Source organism: Desulfovibrio inopinatus DSM 10711 (assembly GCF_000429305.1).
GTDB classification, from domain to species: Bacteria; Desulfobacterota; Desulfovibrionia; order Desulfovibrionales; family Desulfovibrionaceae; genus Alteridesulfovibrio; species Alteridesulfovibrio inopinatus.
Map to the genome: position 1 here is coordinate 441,852 of NZ_AUBP01000002.1, position 14,884 is coordinate 456,735.

Here is a 14,884-nt window from a genome sequence, read left to right on the forward strand (position 1 = left end):
ACCCCAAGGAGTCAGTCATGAACACGATACGAAATGATATGCGGCAGAGGGAACACGGAATGGTCGCCGTCATGGCAGCGTTGTCCCTGGTCATTTTGGCTGGGGTCTCTGCCTTTGCAGTGGACTATGGACTATTACAATACAAGAAAAGCGAGCTGCAAACGGCTGCCGATACGGCGTCTTTAGCAGGGGCACAGGCACTGGTATCGAGCGGGACCGATTTGGATATTGTCCGTGCAACAGCATTGGAATATGCCAAACGCAATCTTCAGGACATGGATTTTCCGGATCAGGCTGTGACGACTGGAGATATCAGTTTCTACAAAGACGGTGTCCAATCTTTGGATAAGCCGAATCAGGTGGAAGTTGTTGTGGGGCTGGAAGCTTCGCGTGGCAATCCATATGAATTGATCCTGGGTAAGGTGGTTGGAAAAAATCAGGCCGATGTGCGAGCCGCAGCCCGTTCGGAAACATTTTGTTCCAACGGTTCCCAATGCCTCAAACCGTTTTCTCCGCCTGCCAAGTTCACCTGGGATGACAATGCCGATACAGACAAGAAATATGCGGGCAACGGGATGTTTGACCCGGAATCGGCTCCAGAAGTCGCGTCCGTGGTCGTTCAAGGATACCAAGAAGCCGACATTGGGACGCTTGTTCATCTGAAGCTTGCGTCGGTCAAGGATGCCATTGTTCCAAGCAATTATTATGCTATTGACTATCCGGCCTTAAACAAAGGAAACCCGGTTTCCGGGGCTGATATGTACCGCACCAATATCGCCGGATGTGACGGGTCCAACCGGACTGTTGTTGAAGAGAACGATGAGATTGTTGTGGAGCCTGGGAACATGGTCGGTCCGACAGAACAAGGCGTATCCGATCTTATTGCATTGGACCCGGGTGCATATTGGGATCTCGCGACACAATCCATTAAAGGAAGCGCCTATCCTGATCCCATATCTAGTCCGCGTGTTGCCATTATCCCGTTTTTTGATCCGTCCAATCCTCCGAATTCCGGTCGAAATAGTATCTTTGTCTATCAACTTGGTGCCGTGTTTGTAGAAGGAACGGGACAACAAGGTGAAGTTATCGGCCGATTTGTCAAGGGATTAGCCGTATCTCCTCGACGCGATGCGAATGTTAATGATTGTCTGTTAGCCGGTGTCAGCTTGTCCCTCGATTCCAAAAGAGGAGCAAAATTGACTCCGTAGAATTGTTACCCGTACCCCCCTTTGAAAGCGGATCGATTGATGAAATATCGCAATCGATCCGCTTTTTTTCCAATTCTTATGGGCATTCATTGTGGCTGTATCCATAATACATGGTGTGCGCTATTCAGAAATCATTGCTATTGGGTGATTTTCCCGGTTGAATCGGGTGTGGCATGGTCATTGCTGTGTATTCTCCATGGTGTATTTTGTGGACCACTCACGAAGCATCTTGGAGGACACTATGATACAATACACAGCACTTCAAAAAGAGAATCAGGGTGGCATGGTCGTCGTTATGGCGGCATTGGCACTTGTCGCTTTGGCGGGATTTTCTGCCTTTGCAGTGGACTATGGGCTCATTCATTATAAGAAAAGTCAGCTCCAAACCGCAGCGGACTCTGCCGCGATGGCCGGAGCGTCGGTTCTCATGGCGAGCGGTGGAGATGTCAACGAGGCAAGAACTGCGGCATTGGATTATGCCCGACGCAATCTCGTCTCTGCAGACAATCCCACATCAGCTGTCGTTGATGCTGACGTGATATTTTATAGAAATGGTACACAGACCGTGATTGATCCCAATCAAATTGAAGTTGCAGTCGGGCTTGAAGCCGATCGTGGAAATGCGCTTGATATGGTTTTAGCGCGTGTTCTTGGAAAAAATGAAACCGATATTGAGGCTGTAGCACGTGCCGAATCGTTTTGTTCAGATGCGTCGAGTTGCCTCAAACCGTTTTCACCGCCGGCAAAATTTACGTTTGACGATAGCTGTGACAGCAACAAGAAATATAAGAACAATGGGTTGCTCGATCCGGATAGTGCTTGTGAAGTCGCATCCGTGTCCGTGCAGGGGTATTCTGAAAACGACATCGGTGCGGCAATTGTCCTCAAACTTTCCAGCCTTGGGGATGCGGTTAATCACGGCCAGTATTATCCTATCGATTACCCGGCTTTGAACCGCGGGACTCCCGTCCCTGGTGCCAGCATGTATCGGACCAATATCCAAGGTTGCCAAGGATCTAATCAAACACAAGTTTTTGAAGGCGATACGATTCAGGTAGAACCGGGCAATATGGTTGGCCCGACGAAGCAGGGCGTTGAGGCGCTCATTGCTCAAGATCCGGGAGCCTATTGGGATTCAGCGAGTGATTCCATTAAAGGGAGTATTTTTGATGATCCTCTGCGGAGTCCTCGCGTTGTAGCCATTCCATTTTTTGATCCGACACAACCTCCGAGCTCCGGGCGCAACATGGTCGTTGTGCATCAGCTTGCGGCTGTTTTTATCGAATCCTATTCAAAACACAGTGAAGTGATGGGGCGGTTCATTCGAGGGTTGGCCGATAGTCCGAATCGGTCTGGTGCATCCGACTGTCTTCTCGCTTCGGTCGGCTTGGCTTTGGACTCAACACGGCTCCAGGCTTTGGGACACTAAGGAATTGCATTCGCTGGCTTGAATGAATGGCGGGTGGAATACTTTGAGTAAGAGTAAAATTCTTGCCCTTTGTGAGGAAATATCACATGAAATTGGAGGATATCGTGTTAAGTCTATTCTATTGTTTTGAGGAGAAAATCGACCATGAAGGTGCTGATTGTCGATGATGACCAGGCTCATCGAGTGCTCTTGGATAAGGTTATCAGTGCATACGCGACATGCGAACAAGCCGCAGATGGAAAGACAGCGATTGCTCGATTTATACATGCTCTTGAATCAGGATATCCCTATGATCTCGTTTGTATGGATATCGGTATGCCAGAGCTGAATGGTCATGATGCATTACGGGGTATTCGTTCTGCCGAGAAAAATTATGGTGTAAAGCCAGGAGCAGAATGTAAAGTTCTCATGGTGACATGTCATGGAGATACAAAAAACGTCTGTAAATCTTTCTTTGAAGGACAAGCGACTGAATATCTCGTGAAACCTGCGTTGCCAGAAATGATAAGAGAAAAACTTCGTAATATGAAATGTATATGAAGAGAGCACGTGATCGGTATATGATGGTTGAATACGAAGAATCTCATAAATTGCCTCGTGTTTTTCCCTTGTAATACTCTTCTTGGATTATGGCTGAGGAGGGGACCGCTCCCCAGCCGCAACGGCTTGCATATATTATGTTTATAGACACGGCCCCTCTTCTCAATTCGTTGTCATGTTTTGCCTTCTGTTTACCAACTGAATGAGAAACTCACTGGCTGTGGGCGGCGGAGAATCGTTGCCGGGGGCGTGAATGTGATAGAAAGTGGAATAGCCCCTCCCGCAGGTTGGTCCGCGTGAATGACAAGGTCGGTTGGCGTTTGATGTCCGGTCTGTTCGAAGAAAAGACTCAATGCTTTGGTTAGTCCCTGCGCGACAGTCAAGTAATCGAGTTCGGGCAGTGCGTCTTTGGCGGCAAAAAGGAAACTGAACAGCCGCGAGAGAAAGCATTTGAACGCGATAGATTCTCCATCAACAGCAACTTCCAGAGGGATGATGGCAAAATCTTTCATAATTGGTCCAATCAACGCACACATGCCCGCATCGCGGAATTCATGCGCTCGGTCGTCGGACAACGCGGCTTGCGTTACGAGTGCGCCATGTTCGGAAGAGAGCACGGGAAGATCGCCGAGTTGAATCGTATTGTAATCCGTGAAGCGGCTTGGCCAGCCGTATTGCGCTTGACTTTCAGCAATCAGCGCGCCCACGGCCCAGGTTGGATTGATCCATAACGGATCGGTTTCCAGGAACGCGACGGGGCGGGCTGGGTTCTCAGGACTGAACGGTAAGCGCAACACGAACGAGTTGACCGCAGCCAAAATCCAACCTGCGCCGGATTGTTTGGCCAGCGTGCGCCATTTGGCATACGCAGCATCGTCGAGAGAGTGTTTGATATATTGAACTTTATCAAGCTCGGCGAACGTATTGAGTTGAAAAAATTTGGCTCCCAGAGAAATGACCACCGGGCAGAGTAGGGTTTCGGCAAAAGAAGCCAGACCGGCCAATATTTCGGTTCGCGCCGGAGCGTTATCAAACGCGAAATCAACCAAAACAAGGTTGGGAGGCGATTCGATAAGCTGCGTTGTCAATCCGGCAACGGCATCAAGAAGGGTTTCTTGTGTCGTCGACATGATGGAGACGCGTACGTGTCCTGCTATCATACGATCCCGAGTCAACAGGTTCTTGAGGCCTCTCCAGGCAGCTTCAGACGCACGCCAATTCGGATCGGCAAAAACAAGTTCAAGAAGACGCGCGAGCAATTGTTCGGCTTGGCGTGCCACGGCCGCAAGACCGCCTTGGGGGGCTGTCGGGTGGGTTGGCGCAGCAACCATGGATAAAATATCGTCAATGGCTGATCCGCTACCAGCGGGTGATGGTTGGGACGAGGCGTCGGCTTGACCTGCTGCTGGAAAATCCAGGGGCAGGCCCGCATATTTTGATGCTAAACTGGTCAATACCGCGGCTTCATTTGGTTGCCCTATGCCAGCTTTCGTTTCATCCAGGCAGGATTTTACTTGAGCAAGATAGTCGGTGTTGGCGATGACACCAGTCGGCGCAAGCGATTTTATGGATGTCACGGGGACACTCAGGTATCCGTCGGGGCACATGTTTTGCGGCACATCGATACGTAACGTCGGACCGAGTTCTGCCAAAGCTGTATCAATGTCGATGTCATCAATGGCAATACGGCGAGAGGGGGTCGTCAAAACCGGGTTGAACGGCGCCAAGACCAGGATGGAATAGGGAATTTCGGGAAAAGGCATGCGTCTCTCCTTGCTTACAGTAGCCATGTCGGACGTGATTTTTTGAATTCACCTTAGTGAAACACGAAAAAATGGAAAGAGATTTTTTTATTTTATGGGGATTCGATTGACAGGACGTACAGATGATGCAACTGAGTTGCATTAAAAAATTTCAGACGAGGTGAGCAATGAGACGAGGACTCATACTGATTATATGCATGACCTTTATGTTGATTGCAAATGTAGCAAGTGGGGCGCCGTTGGATGTAATGGTGAGCATTTTACCCCAAGAATATGTTGTGAAAAAAATTGGAAAAGCCTTGGTGACAGTACATGTCCTGCTTCCTCCAGGAGCTTCACCGGCAACATATGAGCCCAAACCGGCGCAAATGGCAGCGCTTTCTGCATCGCGTATTTTCGTGGCGCAGGGGGTGCCGTTTGAATCGGCTTGGCTTCCTCGGCTTGAAGCCTCCAATCCCAACCTTATCGTGGTTCATGCCGATGCGGGTATCAAGAAGATGCCCATGACGCGCCACGACCATCATGATGAGATGGGAGAAGGCCATCAGGACGACGGCGAACATGAAGTACATCATCATGCCGAATCAGCTGATGGAATGGTGCTTGATCCTCACATTTGGTTATCTCCCGAACTCATGCGAACGCAGGCTGCGACCATTGCTCAAGCGCTTCAAACTGCCGATCCGGCGCATAAAGATGAGTATGCCGCCAATCTCGCCGCTTTTGACAAAGAAATTACGGCATTACAAAAAAAACTGCATACTATTTTGCCGAAAAACGGGCTGTTTATGGTGTTTCATCCTTCGTGGGGATATTTTGCTCGCGAATTTGGACTCCAGCAGATCCCGATAGAAAATGAAGGTAAAGAGCCCAGCCCAAAAGCATTGGCCCTACTTATCAAGCGTGCCAGAGAAAAAAACGTTCATGTTGTTTTTGTGCAACCACAATTTTCCAGAAAGAGTGCAGAGCTTATTGCAAGTCAGATTCCGGCTCGAGTCATTGTGATTGATCCTCTGGCGGCGGATTGGGAAAAGAATCTGCAATTTGTTGCTCAAGAATTTGCGCAGGCTCAAACCATACAATAATATGGCGATTATGATTGCACCGCGACGCGTGAGAATTGCAACAACGGGCGAGCTCAGGTACAAGAAAGGAGTAGTATTGCACGTCAACATGGGAGAGCCTGTATGGCCCAACGAATTGCTGTTGTGACGTCCGTCGCCGGTGCAAAAGTATTTGCGGAGCTTGACGGTGAAATGAAGGATCTGGGACGTATCGGATCGCTTGTGAAGATTAAAACTCCACAGTCTTTGACTTTCGGCATGATCGGTTCTGCGAAGAGAGCAGAGACCGATCATGGAATAAAGCGTATTATAGAGATCAACCTTCTGGGTGAGGCATTGGAGTTCGATGAGGCTGCGGGAACATTCAAGTTTCAGCGTGGTGTTTCCTATGCGCCGAACCTTGATGAAGAAGTGTTTCCGACGGTTTCACAAGATCTTGCTCAAATATATTCCAAACCAAAGACGTCCAATGTGCAGGTCGGGTGGCTCTATCAAGACACATCACTGCCTGCTTATGTGGTGACCGATGCGCTGCTCGGCAAGCATTTTGCGGTTCTCGGAACGTCGGGTTCAGGGAAGTCGTGTACCGTTGCCGTCATTTTACGTTCGGTGCTGAATGCGCTGCCAAACGGCCATATTGTCTTGCTCGACCCACATGATGAATATTCGCGATGCTTTGGGGAGAAGGCCAACATTATTACGACGGATAACCTCGAATTGCCGTATTGGTTTCTCAATTTTGAAGAAACCGTCGAGGTGTTGTGTTCCGGTGATGAAGCGGCCCGTGAAATGGAAGCGGCAATCTTAAAAGATGCGATTTACACGGCGAAGTTTGATTATGTCTCCAAGATGGAAAATCCGTTTCCGCTGACGGTCGACACGCCGACGCCATATAGATTGAATCGGCTCGTGGAAATTCTCAAGGAAGGCATGGGAAAGCTCGATAAACCCGAAAGCTCGTTGCCGTACATGCGTATTATGGCGCGTCTCGATAGTTTGAAGAAGGACCGACGTTTCGCGTTTATGTTTTCCAGCTTGGTTGTGCAAGATGTCATGCCTGATGTGCTGTCCCAAATATTACGCATTCCGTCGTCTGATAAACCGATTACGATATTCAATATTTCGGGTGTCCCGTCGGAAATTGTGGACGTTGTCGTGTCGTTGCTGTGCCGAACGATTTTCGATTTCAATTTATGGAGTCCACGCGGAGGAAGCGCACCGGTTCTGCTCGTTTGTGAGGAAGCACACCGCTACATCCCGACGGATGAGTCAAAGGGATTCGGTCCAACCCGGAAAGCGATTGCGCGTATTGCTAAAGAAGGTCGAAAATACGGCGTGTCGCTCGGATTGGTCACACAGCGTCCTTCGGAACTGTCGGAATCGATTTTGTCACAATGCAATACGCTGTTCGCGCTACGTATGTCGAACGAACATGACCAACGATTTGTGGAACGCGCCATGCCGGAAAATGCGGCAGGCCTGTTGGCATCCCTCCCCGCTTTACGGACGCAGGAGGCTATTGCAGTAGGCGAAGGCGTTACCGTTCCTATGCGTATTCGCATGAACGACCTCGATGAAGCACACCGTCCCCACAGTGACACGGCGGCCTTTTCCCTTGCCTGGAAGGAAGATTCTCTTTCTACCGATTTCGTTCGTAACAGCATTGAACGCTGGCGCCGACAGAAACGCTAGAGAAAAGAAGTATGGTCGATGTTGATTGCTGCTGATTCCAAGAAATTGGGGACAGGCATATTATGTATCTCACACGTTTTTCAGACAACATCTGCAGAAGAAGCGTATGCGACCAATCGTACGTTCATCTTTGCGAGCTTTGGATAAGGAGAAGATATTCAGAAGAAGTGGAGGTGTGGAGAACTACGACACAATAAAGTGCTGATAGTGATTTTCACAGCACCACAATACGCAATAGTATAGAAGGGGATGGTCAGTTCGTTCGATATGGTGTCTACAGATTTTCCGCTAACCGTTTCAAAGCGTAAAGTTCGAGCCCGGCGATGGATTTGGGAGTACGTGTCTTTGATCCTGGAAGATCGAGATGGAGTGCAACCGACTGGATGAAGGCCTTGGACCCGATGATACCGGCATCACTGAACCACCGAGTACGCAAGAGAAATCGATCCACTCGTGTGTATGTATAGTCGGATTGACGGGCTCGTTCGACAATGTCTGTACGAAGCGACGCCCCTTTGGATGTCTCTATTGTACCGGTTTCATAGAGGAATTGCCGATAGAGGCGTTGGCGTTCGGATGGCGTGTCGATGTCCCATGTATCCATGCCGAATTCGAGATTCAGAAAATCGTCGCGATTGTTGGTTTGGAGGTGGTAACCGATGGAACACCAGCGATAGTCTTCGGGACGACATACAATGCCGGCGCGAACGGGATTGAGATCAATGTATGCCAGACAATGCAGCAATGTGGATCCTTCCTCCACAAGTACACTTTTGAAGCGTTCTCCCCAGAGTGTGCCACGCCGCGAGTGGCGTTTATTGTAATAGCGGGAGAATGTTTGTTTTATTTCACGAATAAATTCGGACAGACTGGTCCATTTGCGGCGAAGATCGGCAAGTTGCATTGCGCTAGGAGGTATCGAGTCGCCATAACATTGAGTGAAGTGTCTTTTGACATCGTCATCAGTAAGTGAAGAAGCCGGAGCCATCCGAACGAGCAGATGGAAATGGTTTCCCATGAGTGCGAAGCCAAGGATATCGCAGAAATATATGGCGGAGAAGCGTTTGATGATAGCGAGGAGTGTATCTTTTTCAATATCACCAAATGGGAGGCCATCCAAAGCGGTGCGTGACATAACATGATAAACGGCGGGACGATCTTCGAGAAGTAAGCGGGAGGTTCTTGGCATGAGCAACTCACATTCAAACATGTTGGTATGTACGACAAGTGTGATTGATTACGGAGTTGATGTCAACATAATTAACCTGTCCCCTATAGGAGTGTTGCGATGTGGACAATTGCCGATGCCGCGTCGGTCATGACGTTGGCGTCTTGTTCTCGGCATGGGCCGTGGGCGGCCGATGTATATTTTGCTCGGAGTGAGGACGGGTTGTATTTTTATTCTTCGCCGCAGAGTCGGCATTGTCAGGACTTCGCAGCGGATTCCCGAACTGCGGCAACGATTCATGTGGCATCCGAACATTGGCGAGATATTCGTGGTCTTCAAATCGTTGGGAAGGTTGTTCCTGTTATTGAACGCTCTGCGAAAGCGGCGGCTATGGCCGTCTATCTCGCAAAGTTTCCGTTGGTTCGCGATTTTTTTCAATCTCCCAAAAGCATGGGGAAAGCTATTGCCGACAAAATGGGGCGTGTTGCTCCGTACGTACTTTGGGCTGAGACCATCTATGTGACAGACAATACATCAGGCTTTGGAAATCGCCAGGAGTATCATGTTGCTCAGCTCGATTCACACTCATGATTTCTTCTGTATACGACACTGCTTCCTGGGAAACGTTGGTGTGAAACGTTGTGGTGAGTGTTTCAAAGGAGAGCCGCTGGCACGGGCAATATTTTTGAGCATATTTGAAAATATCATCACATGAAACGGATAGGTCCCATACCAATAGGCTAAGCCGGCAATGCCTCGCGGTAAGAAGTAGGAATGTAGTTCACACTGACAGCGGTGTTCTCCCAGAGGATCCAATCGGAATTCGAGCATTGCTTCGCCTGGCATACGCATTTCAGCCTGAAGTTTAAGCAGATGTGGTTTTTCAAGTGCGAGCACACGCCAAAAGTCGAGTGCATCCCCTTGCCTAATCTCGTGTGGATCGCGTCGTCCCCGGTTGAGACCGACGCCACCGGCGAGTTTATCCATCCAACCACGCATTTTCCACAGCAAATCTCCAGCATACCAGCCGGTTTGCCCACCAATGGAAGTCAGAATCGGCCAAACGGCATCGGGATCAGCGTCGATTTCCGCACGAAAACCGCATTCGAGCATCGTCCCGCCAGCATAGGCGGCATCGCCGCACGTCATCCATTCGGGGGGCGTTGTAAAACCGGCGTCGGACCAACAGCTTTCGATGTTGTGTTGACGGGTGCGTTCAAGAGCGAGTCGGATGGTCTCACGACACGGCAGCAGCGTTTGAGGAATAATTTCCCGTATACGGTTTTCGCGACAGACCGCTTCATTGCGCAATCCGGAAATGAGTGGGACAGCTAAAGATGCCGGAATGGGAGTGACGAATTGGACCCAATACGACGAAAGTTTGGGCGAAAGCACTGGGACGGGGATGATAAACCGTTTTCCAAGGCCAGCTTCTTCGGCATAGATGTGAAACAGTTCTTCATACGAAACAATATCGGGACCACCGATATCGAACGTCTGTCCGATGGTTTCGGGATGATCCAGACAGTCGACTAAGTAGTTGAGCACATTGGAAACTGCTATCGGCTGGCTTTTGGTTCTGACCCATTTGGGTGTGATCATGATCGGCAAATGTTCAGTGAGATACCGCAAAATTTCAAACGAAGCCGATCCCGACCCGAGAAGCATGGCGGCTCGAAAGAATGTTACCGGAACAGGTCCGGATTGCAATGCGCGAGCCGTATCCAAGCGTGAACGAAGATGTGTGCTGAGGTCGTCGTCTTCATCACCAAGTCCACCGAGATAAATAATACGTTCCAGTCCGGCTTCGGCGGCAGCGTGAGCCATATTCTGCGCGGCCTGGAGATCGGCGCGGGCAAAATCTTGGTTTTGAGGATTCATGGAGTGGACGAGATAATACGCCAAACAGCACCCCGCAGCCGCGTGTTGAAGGGCATCTGCGTCCATGACATCCGCGGCAAAACATTCCACACCGGGCAGGTGAGCCCATGGTCGGTCAAGTAATTTGTCCAAAGAGCGGCCGATCGCCCGTACAGTCCATCCGGCCTGAAGCAAGCGAGGAACAATACGTCCTCCGACATATCCAGTTGCTCCAGTGACAAGAATGGGGCGCTCATCCCTTGGCGACATCGGATATCCTCCTGCGTTCATACCGTCTTCGTGTGGTATTGTATTATGTGTTACGAACGGTGATTACGGCTGCACCGCTTTGTCCTGCACGTTCTCACCGTGCTGAGAGTCTGAAATTTTCCAGAGTACAGCGGCCGTTCCGACAAGAGTGAGGCCTGCGGCTGCGGCAGAAATATAAAAAACGGTATTATAATCCGTGAAAAAGAGGAGTCCGCCAGCGAGATAGGGGCCGATAGCCTGACCGAGTCGCATGATGGTTCCGTACGCTGCATTGAATGCTGCGCGCTTTTCCGGGCCGGCGAGTTTCATAATAGTCGTTAGGATTGCTGGCAATACCAAGCCGTTGCCGATACCATATAATGTCATACAGAAAAAAAATCCTGAGAACGTTGTGGTATAGGGAACACTCAGGCAGCATGCGACATAAAGACAAAAGCCCAAAACAATGAGCCGCGGTGCGCTGGCAAATCGTTCGAGCTTGTCCATTGTGAACGAGAGAATGACGGTATAAATGGCAGCATAGGAAAACAGCATACCGATTTGTGCCGGTCCCTTGTGATAGACGTTGCCTATAAGTATCGGCAAAATGGTGAGCATACTTCCAAAGATGAACATAAAGCACATAAACGCAGCAATATAGACGACAAGACTGGTTTTGCAGGTAAAGCCGAGAGCAATATTGTGCAGATAATGGCCGAGTGATGCTGGTCGTACTGGCGTAGCAATGTGCAATCCAAACCAGACGACAAAGGCCAAAATCATGGATACTGCGGGTAATGCAAAGGGATAGCGCCAATTTAATGCGCCGAGCACTCCTCCCAAAGCTGGGAAAACGGCGACAGCAGCAATTTGGATTCCAACGTATGTGCCGAGGGCTTTGGACAGTCTCGGGCCATGATAGAGATCGCCGAGAACCGTTCCGGCAATAACGACCAAAGGAGCTACTCCAAGCCCCTGCAGGAATCGAAAGAGTAAGAGTGTGTCGAAATCGGGGGCGAGGGAACACAAGCTGCCGAAAAAACCAAAAATAAACAGACTTGGACTTAATACTTCTCGTCGTCCAAAATGGTCCGCAAGATATCCGGCTACAGGCGAAAGGAATATGCCTGGCAATGTAAAATAGGTGGTGATGAGGCCTATCCGATCGGAGCTGACATGGAGTTCCTGCATGATGACCGGGAAGACAGGAATAATGCTGGCCACTCCAATGACGATCATGAGCGTAACACAACAAATAATAATGAAATGGGGATCTTTGGTGAGTGAGCGCATAGAATTTTTACTGTAATACACGGTGGTTCCGGTTTGCCCGGATGGAAAGAAGGAGGGGCAAAGAGTCGATATTCCAGAAATTAGGACTCGTTGCTTGGGATTCCTGATTCGGTTTTGGCTGCTTCGAGATCTTCATGGCATTTGGTAATTACTCGATCGGCAAAGGCTATAGCGATTTTTTTCGCGTCTTCGACATTGGCGAATTTATCCTTGAGGACGCGGCGACCGACTTGCACCTTCCAGCCGGGCTGTCCTAATCGTTCATAAGTGACAGTGACAAAAAAAGCTCCGCCAATTTGAAGAAAATGAGTAGAATCGTCGTGCTGTGTCCACTTTGTACTCATGCCGACCTCGTTTGCTTGGTGGTATGAAAAACAGAGAAAAGTTTAGCAAAGTTTGTTGTGGAGGCATAGGCTTTTGAAGACGAATTTGTTTTCGTAACGACAAAAACGCATACGATATTTTCAAAAATCCAAAAAAAACGGGACAAGCACTTGGCTTGCCCCGTTTTTTGTAATCGTATGTGACGTTTAGTTGACGGCAGTACCGTCTTCTTCGCCGGTACGAATGCGGCGGGTTTTTTCAACGTTGAGAACAAAGATCATGCCGTCGCCTTCGCTGCCGGTACGGGCGCCAGCCGTGATGGCGTCCAGACCTTCTTGAACTTTTTCATCGGGCAGGCCGACTTCCAAGCGAATTTTCTTAAGCAGGTTCACTTCCATGACAACGCCACGGTAGGTTTCGGTGAAGCCTTTCTGTCGGCCAGCACCAAGGCAGTTCGTGACGGACATGCCATAGATTTTTTTCGAGAACAGGGACTTCTTGACCGCGTTGAGCTGTTCGGGTCGAATGTATGCTATAATGAGTTTCATGGCGTGTTCTCCTTTTACTCGGTGGTGAAGATCTGGAAGCCGTTGTATGCTTCCATGCCGTGTTCACCGATGTCCAGTCCACGAATTTCTTCTTCCTCGGAGACACGCACGCCGACAGTGACCTTGAGGACGGTGAAGAGGATGTAGCCTGTGCCCAAAGCCCAGATGAAGACACTTGCGACACCAATGATCTGGGTGATGAGCAGGCTGACGCCGCCGCCGTAAAACAGGCCAGCTTCGCCACCGAAATCCGGGCTGGCAAGGAGGCCGACAAGGAGTGTGCCGCAAGCGCCACAAACACCGTGGACAGAGATGGCACCGACCGGGTCGTCAATTTTGAGGACTTTATCGATGAATTCAACGGACAGGACAACAAGGATACCGCAGATGAAGCCGATAATCAGCGCGCCAGTGGGGCTGACGTTGGCACAACCGGCAGTAATGCCAACCAAGCCGGCGAGAACTCCGTTGAGGCTCATGGACGGGTCAGGCTTGCCGTAGCGCATCCATGTGACCATCATGGCAGCCAAGCCACCCATGCAGGCAGCCAAGTTGGTGGTCGTCGCGATGACGCCGATGGAGCCGGAAGCTTCCGTGGTCGAACCGGGGTTGAACCCGAACCAACCGAACCAGAGAATGAAGACACCCAAGGCGACCAAAGGAATGTTATGGCCGGGAATAGCGCGGGCAACACCGTCACTGGTGTATTTGCCAATACGAGGACCGACAACCATAGCACCGGCAAGAGCAATCCAGCCACCGACGGAGTGAACGACCGTAGAGCCGGCAAAGTCAATCATCGGAGTGGACAGGGACGAAAGCCAACCACCGCCCCAAATCCAGTGGCCCGAAATGGGGTAAATGAAACCGGTGACGACCACGCTGACAACCAAGTACGCAACAAATTTTGTACGTTCGGCAATGGCACCGGACACGATGGTGACGGCGGTAGCGGCGAACACGGTCTGGAAGAACCAGAATGTGTAGGTCCAGATGGCATCGTCGCTGCCGGTTCCGCCGGCCGAGAGGCCGAAGTTGGACCAGCCGATGAAGCTGCTGATGTCATCACCGAACATGAATGCGAAGCCGCACAAGAAGAAAATCACGCTGCCGGCCGAAAAGTCGAACATGTTTTTCATCAAAATGTTACAGGCGTTTTTGGCTCGGGTAAGCCCTGTTTCGACCATCGCGAAACCAGCCTGCATGAACATGACCAAAATGGCTGCAATAAGCGTCCATACAACGTTGCCGTTGAACTGAGTTAAATACTCGGGAGCTGCTGCATCCTGGGCCATTGCGTTTTCGGGCATAATCGAAGCCAAAAGGAGCGCCGCGCCTCCAAGAGCGAGACCTTTGGCCAAGGTGCCGTTTACCGTCCTTCCATCCATAAATCCTTCCTCCTTAACGTAGTGTTGCTTTTCCTGGCAGGGACTGCAGGGACCAATTTGTTCCGTCGGGGAAACGGAAGACGGAATTGTCTAAGCAAGACCCAGGCCAAATGCTAACATTTTGAAATTTAAAGAAAAGCTTGTCGCACCCTCGGTGGGCATTACATTTTTGTTTGCCCCACCGGGAGCATGTGTTACATAATTGTAGCTCAATGGCAACAAAAAATTATCTTGGAGTAATAGAATTCGTAAAGTCTACGATTTCGGTATGTTGATCTCTGAGGCGGAAAGACCATTTTGTACATTGTGATTAGCAAAATCGAAAATCAAGCCCGAAGCGAGCGGTGTTGTTTCGGAA

13 protein-coding genes are annotated in these 14,884 nt (G+C 50.0%); 6 read left to right on the forward strand and 7 right to left on the reverse strand.

What is annotated here, in order from left to right; translation table 11 throughout:
* Nucleotides 1–17 precede the first annotated feature (17 nt).
* The 3 genes from G451_RS27505 (at nucleotide 18) to G451_RS0104260 (ending at nucleotide 3,177) form a co-directional block, all read left to right on the forward strand.
* Nucleotides 18–1,208: a pilus assembly protein TadG-related protein gene (locus G451_RS27505; RefSeq protein WP_051261116.1), complete on the forward strand. Its 1,191-nt coding sequence runs from the start codon at nucleotides 18–20 to the stop codon at nucleotides 1,206–1,208.
* A gap of 241 nt (nucleotides 1,209–1,449) precedes the next feature.
* A complete protein-coding gene (locus tag G451_RS27510) occupies nucleotides 1,450–2,637 on the forward strand; it encodes a pilus assembly protein TadG-related protein (protein WP_034640561.1) in 1,188 nt (395 codons plus the stop codon).
* 144 nt (nucleotides 2,638–2,781) lie between these two features.
* The gene (locus G451_RS0104260; protein WP_027183287.1) at nucleotides 2,782–3,177 is read left to right on the forward strand and encodes a response regulator; all 396 of its coding nucleotides are present in this window, start codon (nucleotides 2,782–2,784) and stop codon (nucleotides 3,175–3,177) included.
* 191 nt (nucleotides 3,178–3,368) lie between these two features.
* Here the strand turns inward: G451_RS0104260 and G451_RS0104265 are convergent, their stop codons facing one another.
* Nucleotides 3,369–4,940, reverse strand: coding sequence for a type VI secretion system contractile sheath domain-containing protein (locus G451_RS0104265; RefSeq protein WP_027183288.1), 1,572 nt, complete (start codon nucleotides 4,938–4,940; stop codon nucleotides 3,369–3,371).
* Between the two features lie 206 nt (nucleotides 4,941–5,146).
* Here G451_RS0104265 and G451_RS0104270 point away from each other — a divergent pair, with 206 nt between their 5' ends.
* Together G451_RS0104270 and G451_RS0104275 are read left to right on the forward strand one after the other, a co-directional pair.
* Nucleotides 5,147–6,025: a metal ABC transporter solute-binding protein, Zn/Mn family gene (locus G451_RS0104270; protein WP_425387477.1), complete on the forward strand. Its 879-nt coding sequence runs from the start codon at nucleotides 5,147–5,149 to the stop codon at nucleotides 6,023–6,025.
* A gap of 102 nt (nucleotides 6,026–6,127) precedes the next feature.
* Entirely contained in the window at nucleotides 6,128–7,696 is a 1,569-nt protein-coding gene (locus G451_RS0104275) for an ATP-binding protein (protein WP_027183290.1), read from the forward strand.
* 274 nt (nucleotides 7,697–7,970) lie between these two features.
* On the opposite strand, the gene G451_RS0104285 is transcribed toward G451_RS0104275, so the two are convergent.
* Nucleotides 7,971–8,885, reverse strand: coding sequence for a transposase (locus tag G451_RS0104285; protein WP_027183291.1), 915 nt, complete (start codon nucleotides 8,883–8,885; stop codon nucleotides 7,971–7,973).
* Nucleotides 8,886–8,984: 99 nt separating this feature from the next.
* Here G451_RS0104285 and G451_RS27515 point away from each other — a divergent pair, with 99 nt between their 5' ends.
* Nucleotides 8,985–9,455: a pyridoxamine 5'-phosphate oxidase family protein gene (locus tag G451_RS27515; RefSeq protein ID WP_051261118.1), complete on the forward strand. Its 471-nt coding sequence runs from the start codon at nucleotides 8,985–8,987 to the stop codon at nucleotides 9,453–9,455.
* Here the strand turns inward: G451_RS27515 and G451_RS0104295 are convergent.
* The 5 genes from G451_RS0104295 to G451_RS0104315 form a co-directional block, all read right to left on the reverse strand.
* Nucleotides 9,450–10,994, reverse strand: coding sequence for an SDR family oxidoreductase (locus G451_RS0104295; RefSeq protein ID WP_027183292.1), 1,545 nt, complete (start codon nucleotides 10,992–10,994; stop codon nucleotides 9,450–9,452). The two genes, G451_RS27515 and G451_RS0104295, sit on opposite strands and share 6 nt — an antisense overlap.
* Before the next feature lie 63 nt (nucleotides 10,995–11,057).
* Entirely contained in the window at nucleotides 11,058–12,287 is a 1,230-nt protein-coding gene (locus G451_RS0104300) for an MFS transporter (protein WP_156921506.1), read from the reverse strand.
* A 59-nt stretch (nucleotides 12,288–12,346) separates the two neighbouring features.
* Nucleotides 12,347–12,610, reverse strand: coding sequence for a hypothetical protein (locus tag G451_RS27520; RefSeq protein ID WP_051261119.1), 264 nt, complete (start codon nucleotides 12,608–12,610; stop codon nucleotides 12,347–12,349).
* Nucleotides 12,611–12,796: 186 nt separating this feature from the next.
* Complete coding sequence (locus tag G451_RS0104310) at nucleotides 12,797–13,138, reverse strand: P-II family nitrogen regulator (RefSeq protein ID WP_027183294.1); 342 nt, start codon at nucleotides 13,136–13,138, stop codon at nucleotides 12,797–12,799.
* Between the two features lie 14 nt (nucleotides 13,139–13,152).
* Nucleotides 13,153–14,526, reverse strand: a complete 1,374-nt coding sequence (locus G451_RS0104315; RefSeq protein WP_051261120.1) for an ammonium transporter — start codon at nucleotides 14,524–14,526, stop codon at nucleotides 13,153–13,155.
* Nucleotides 14,527–14,884 lie beyond the last annotated feature (358 nt).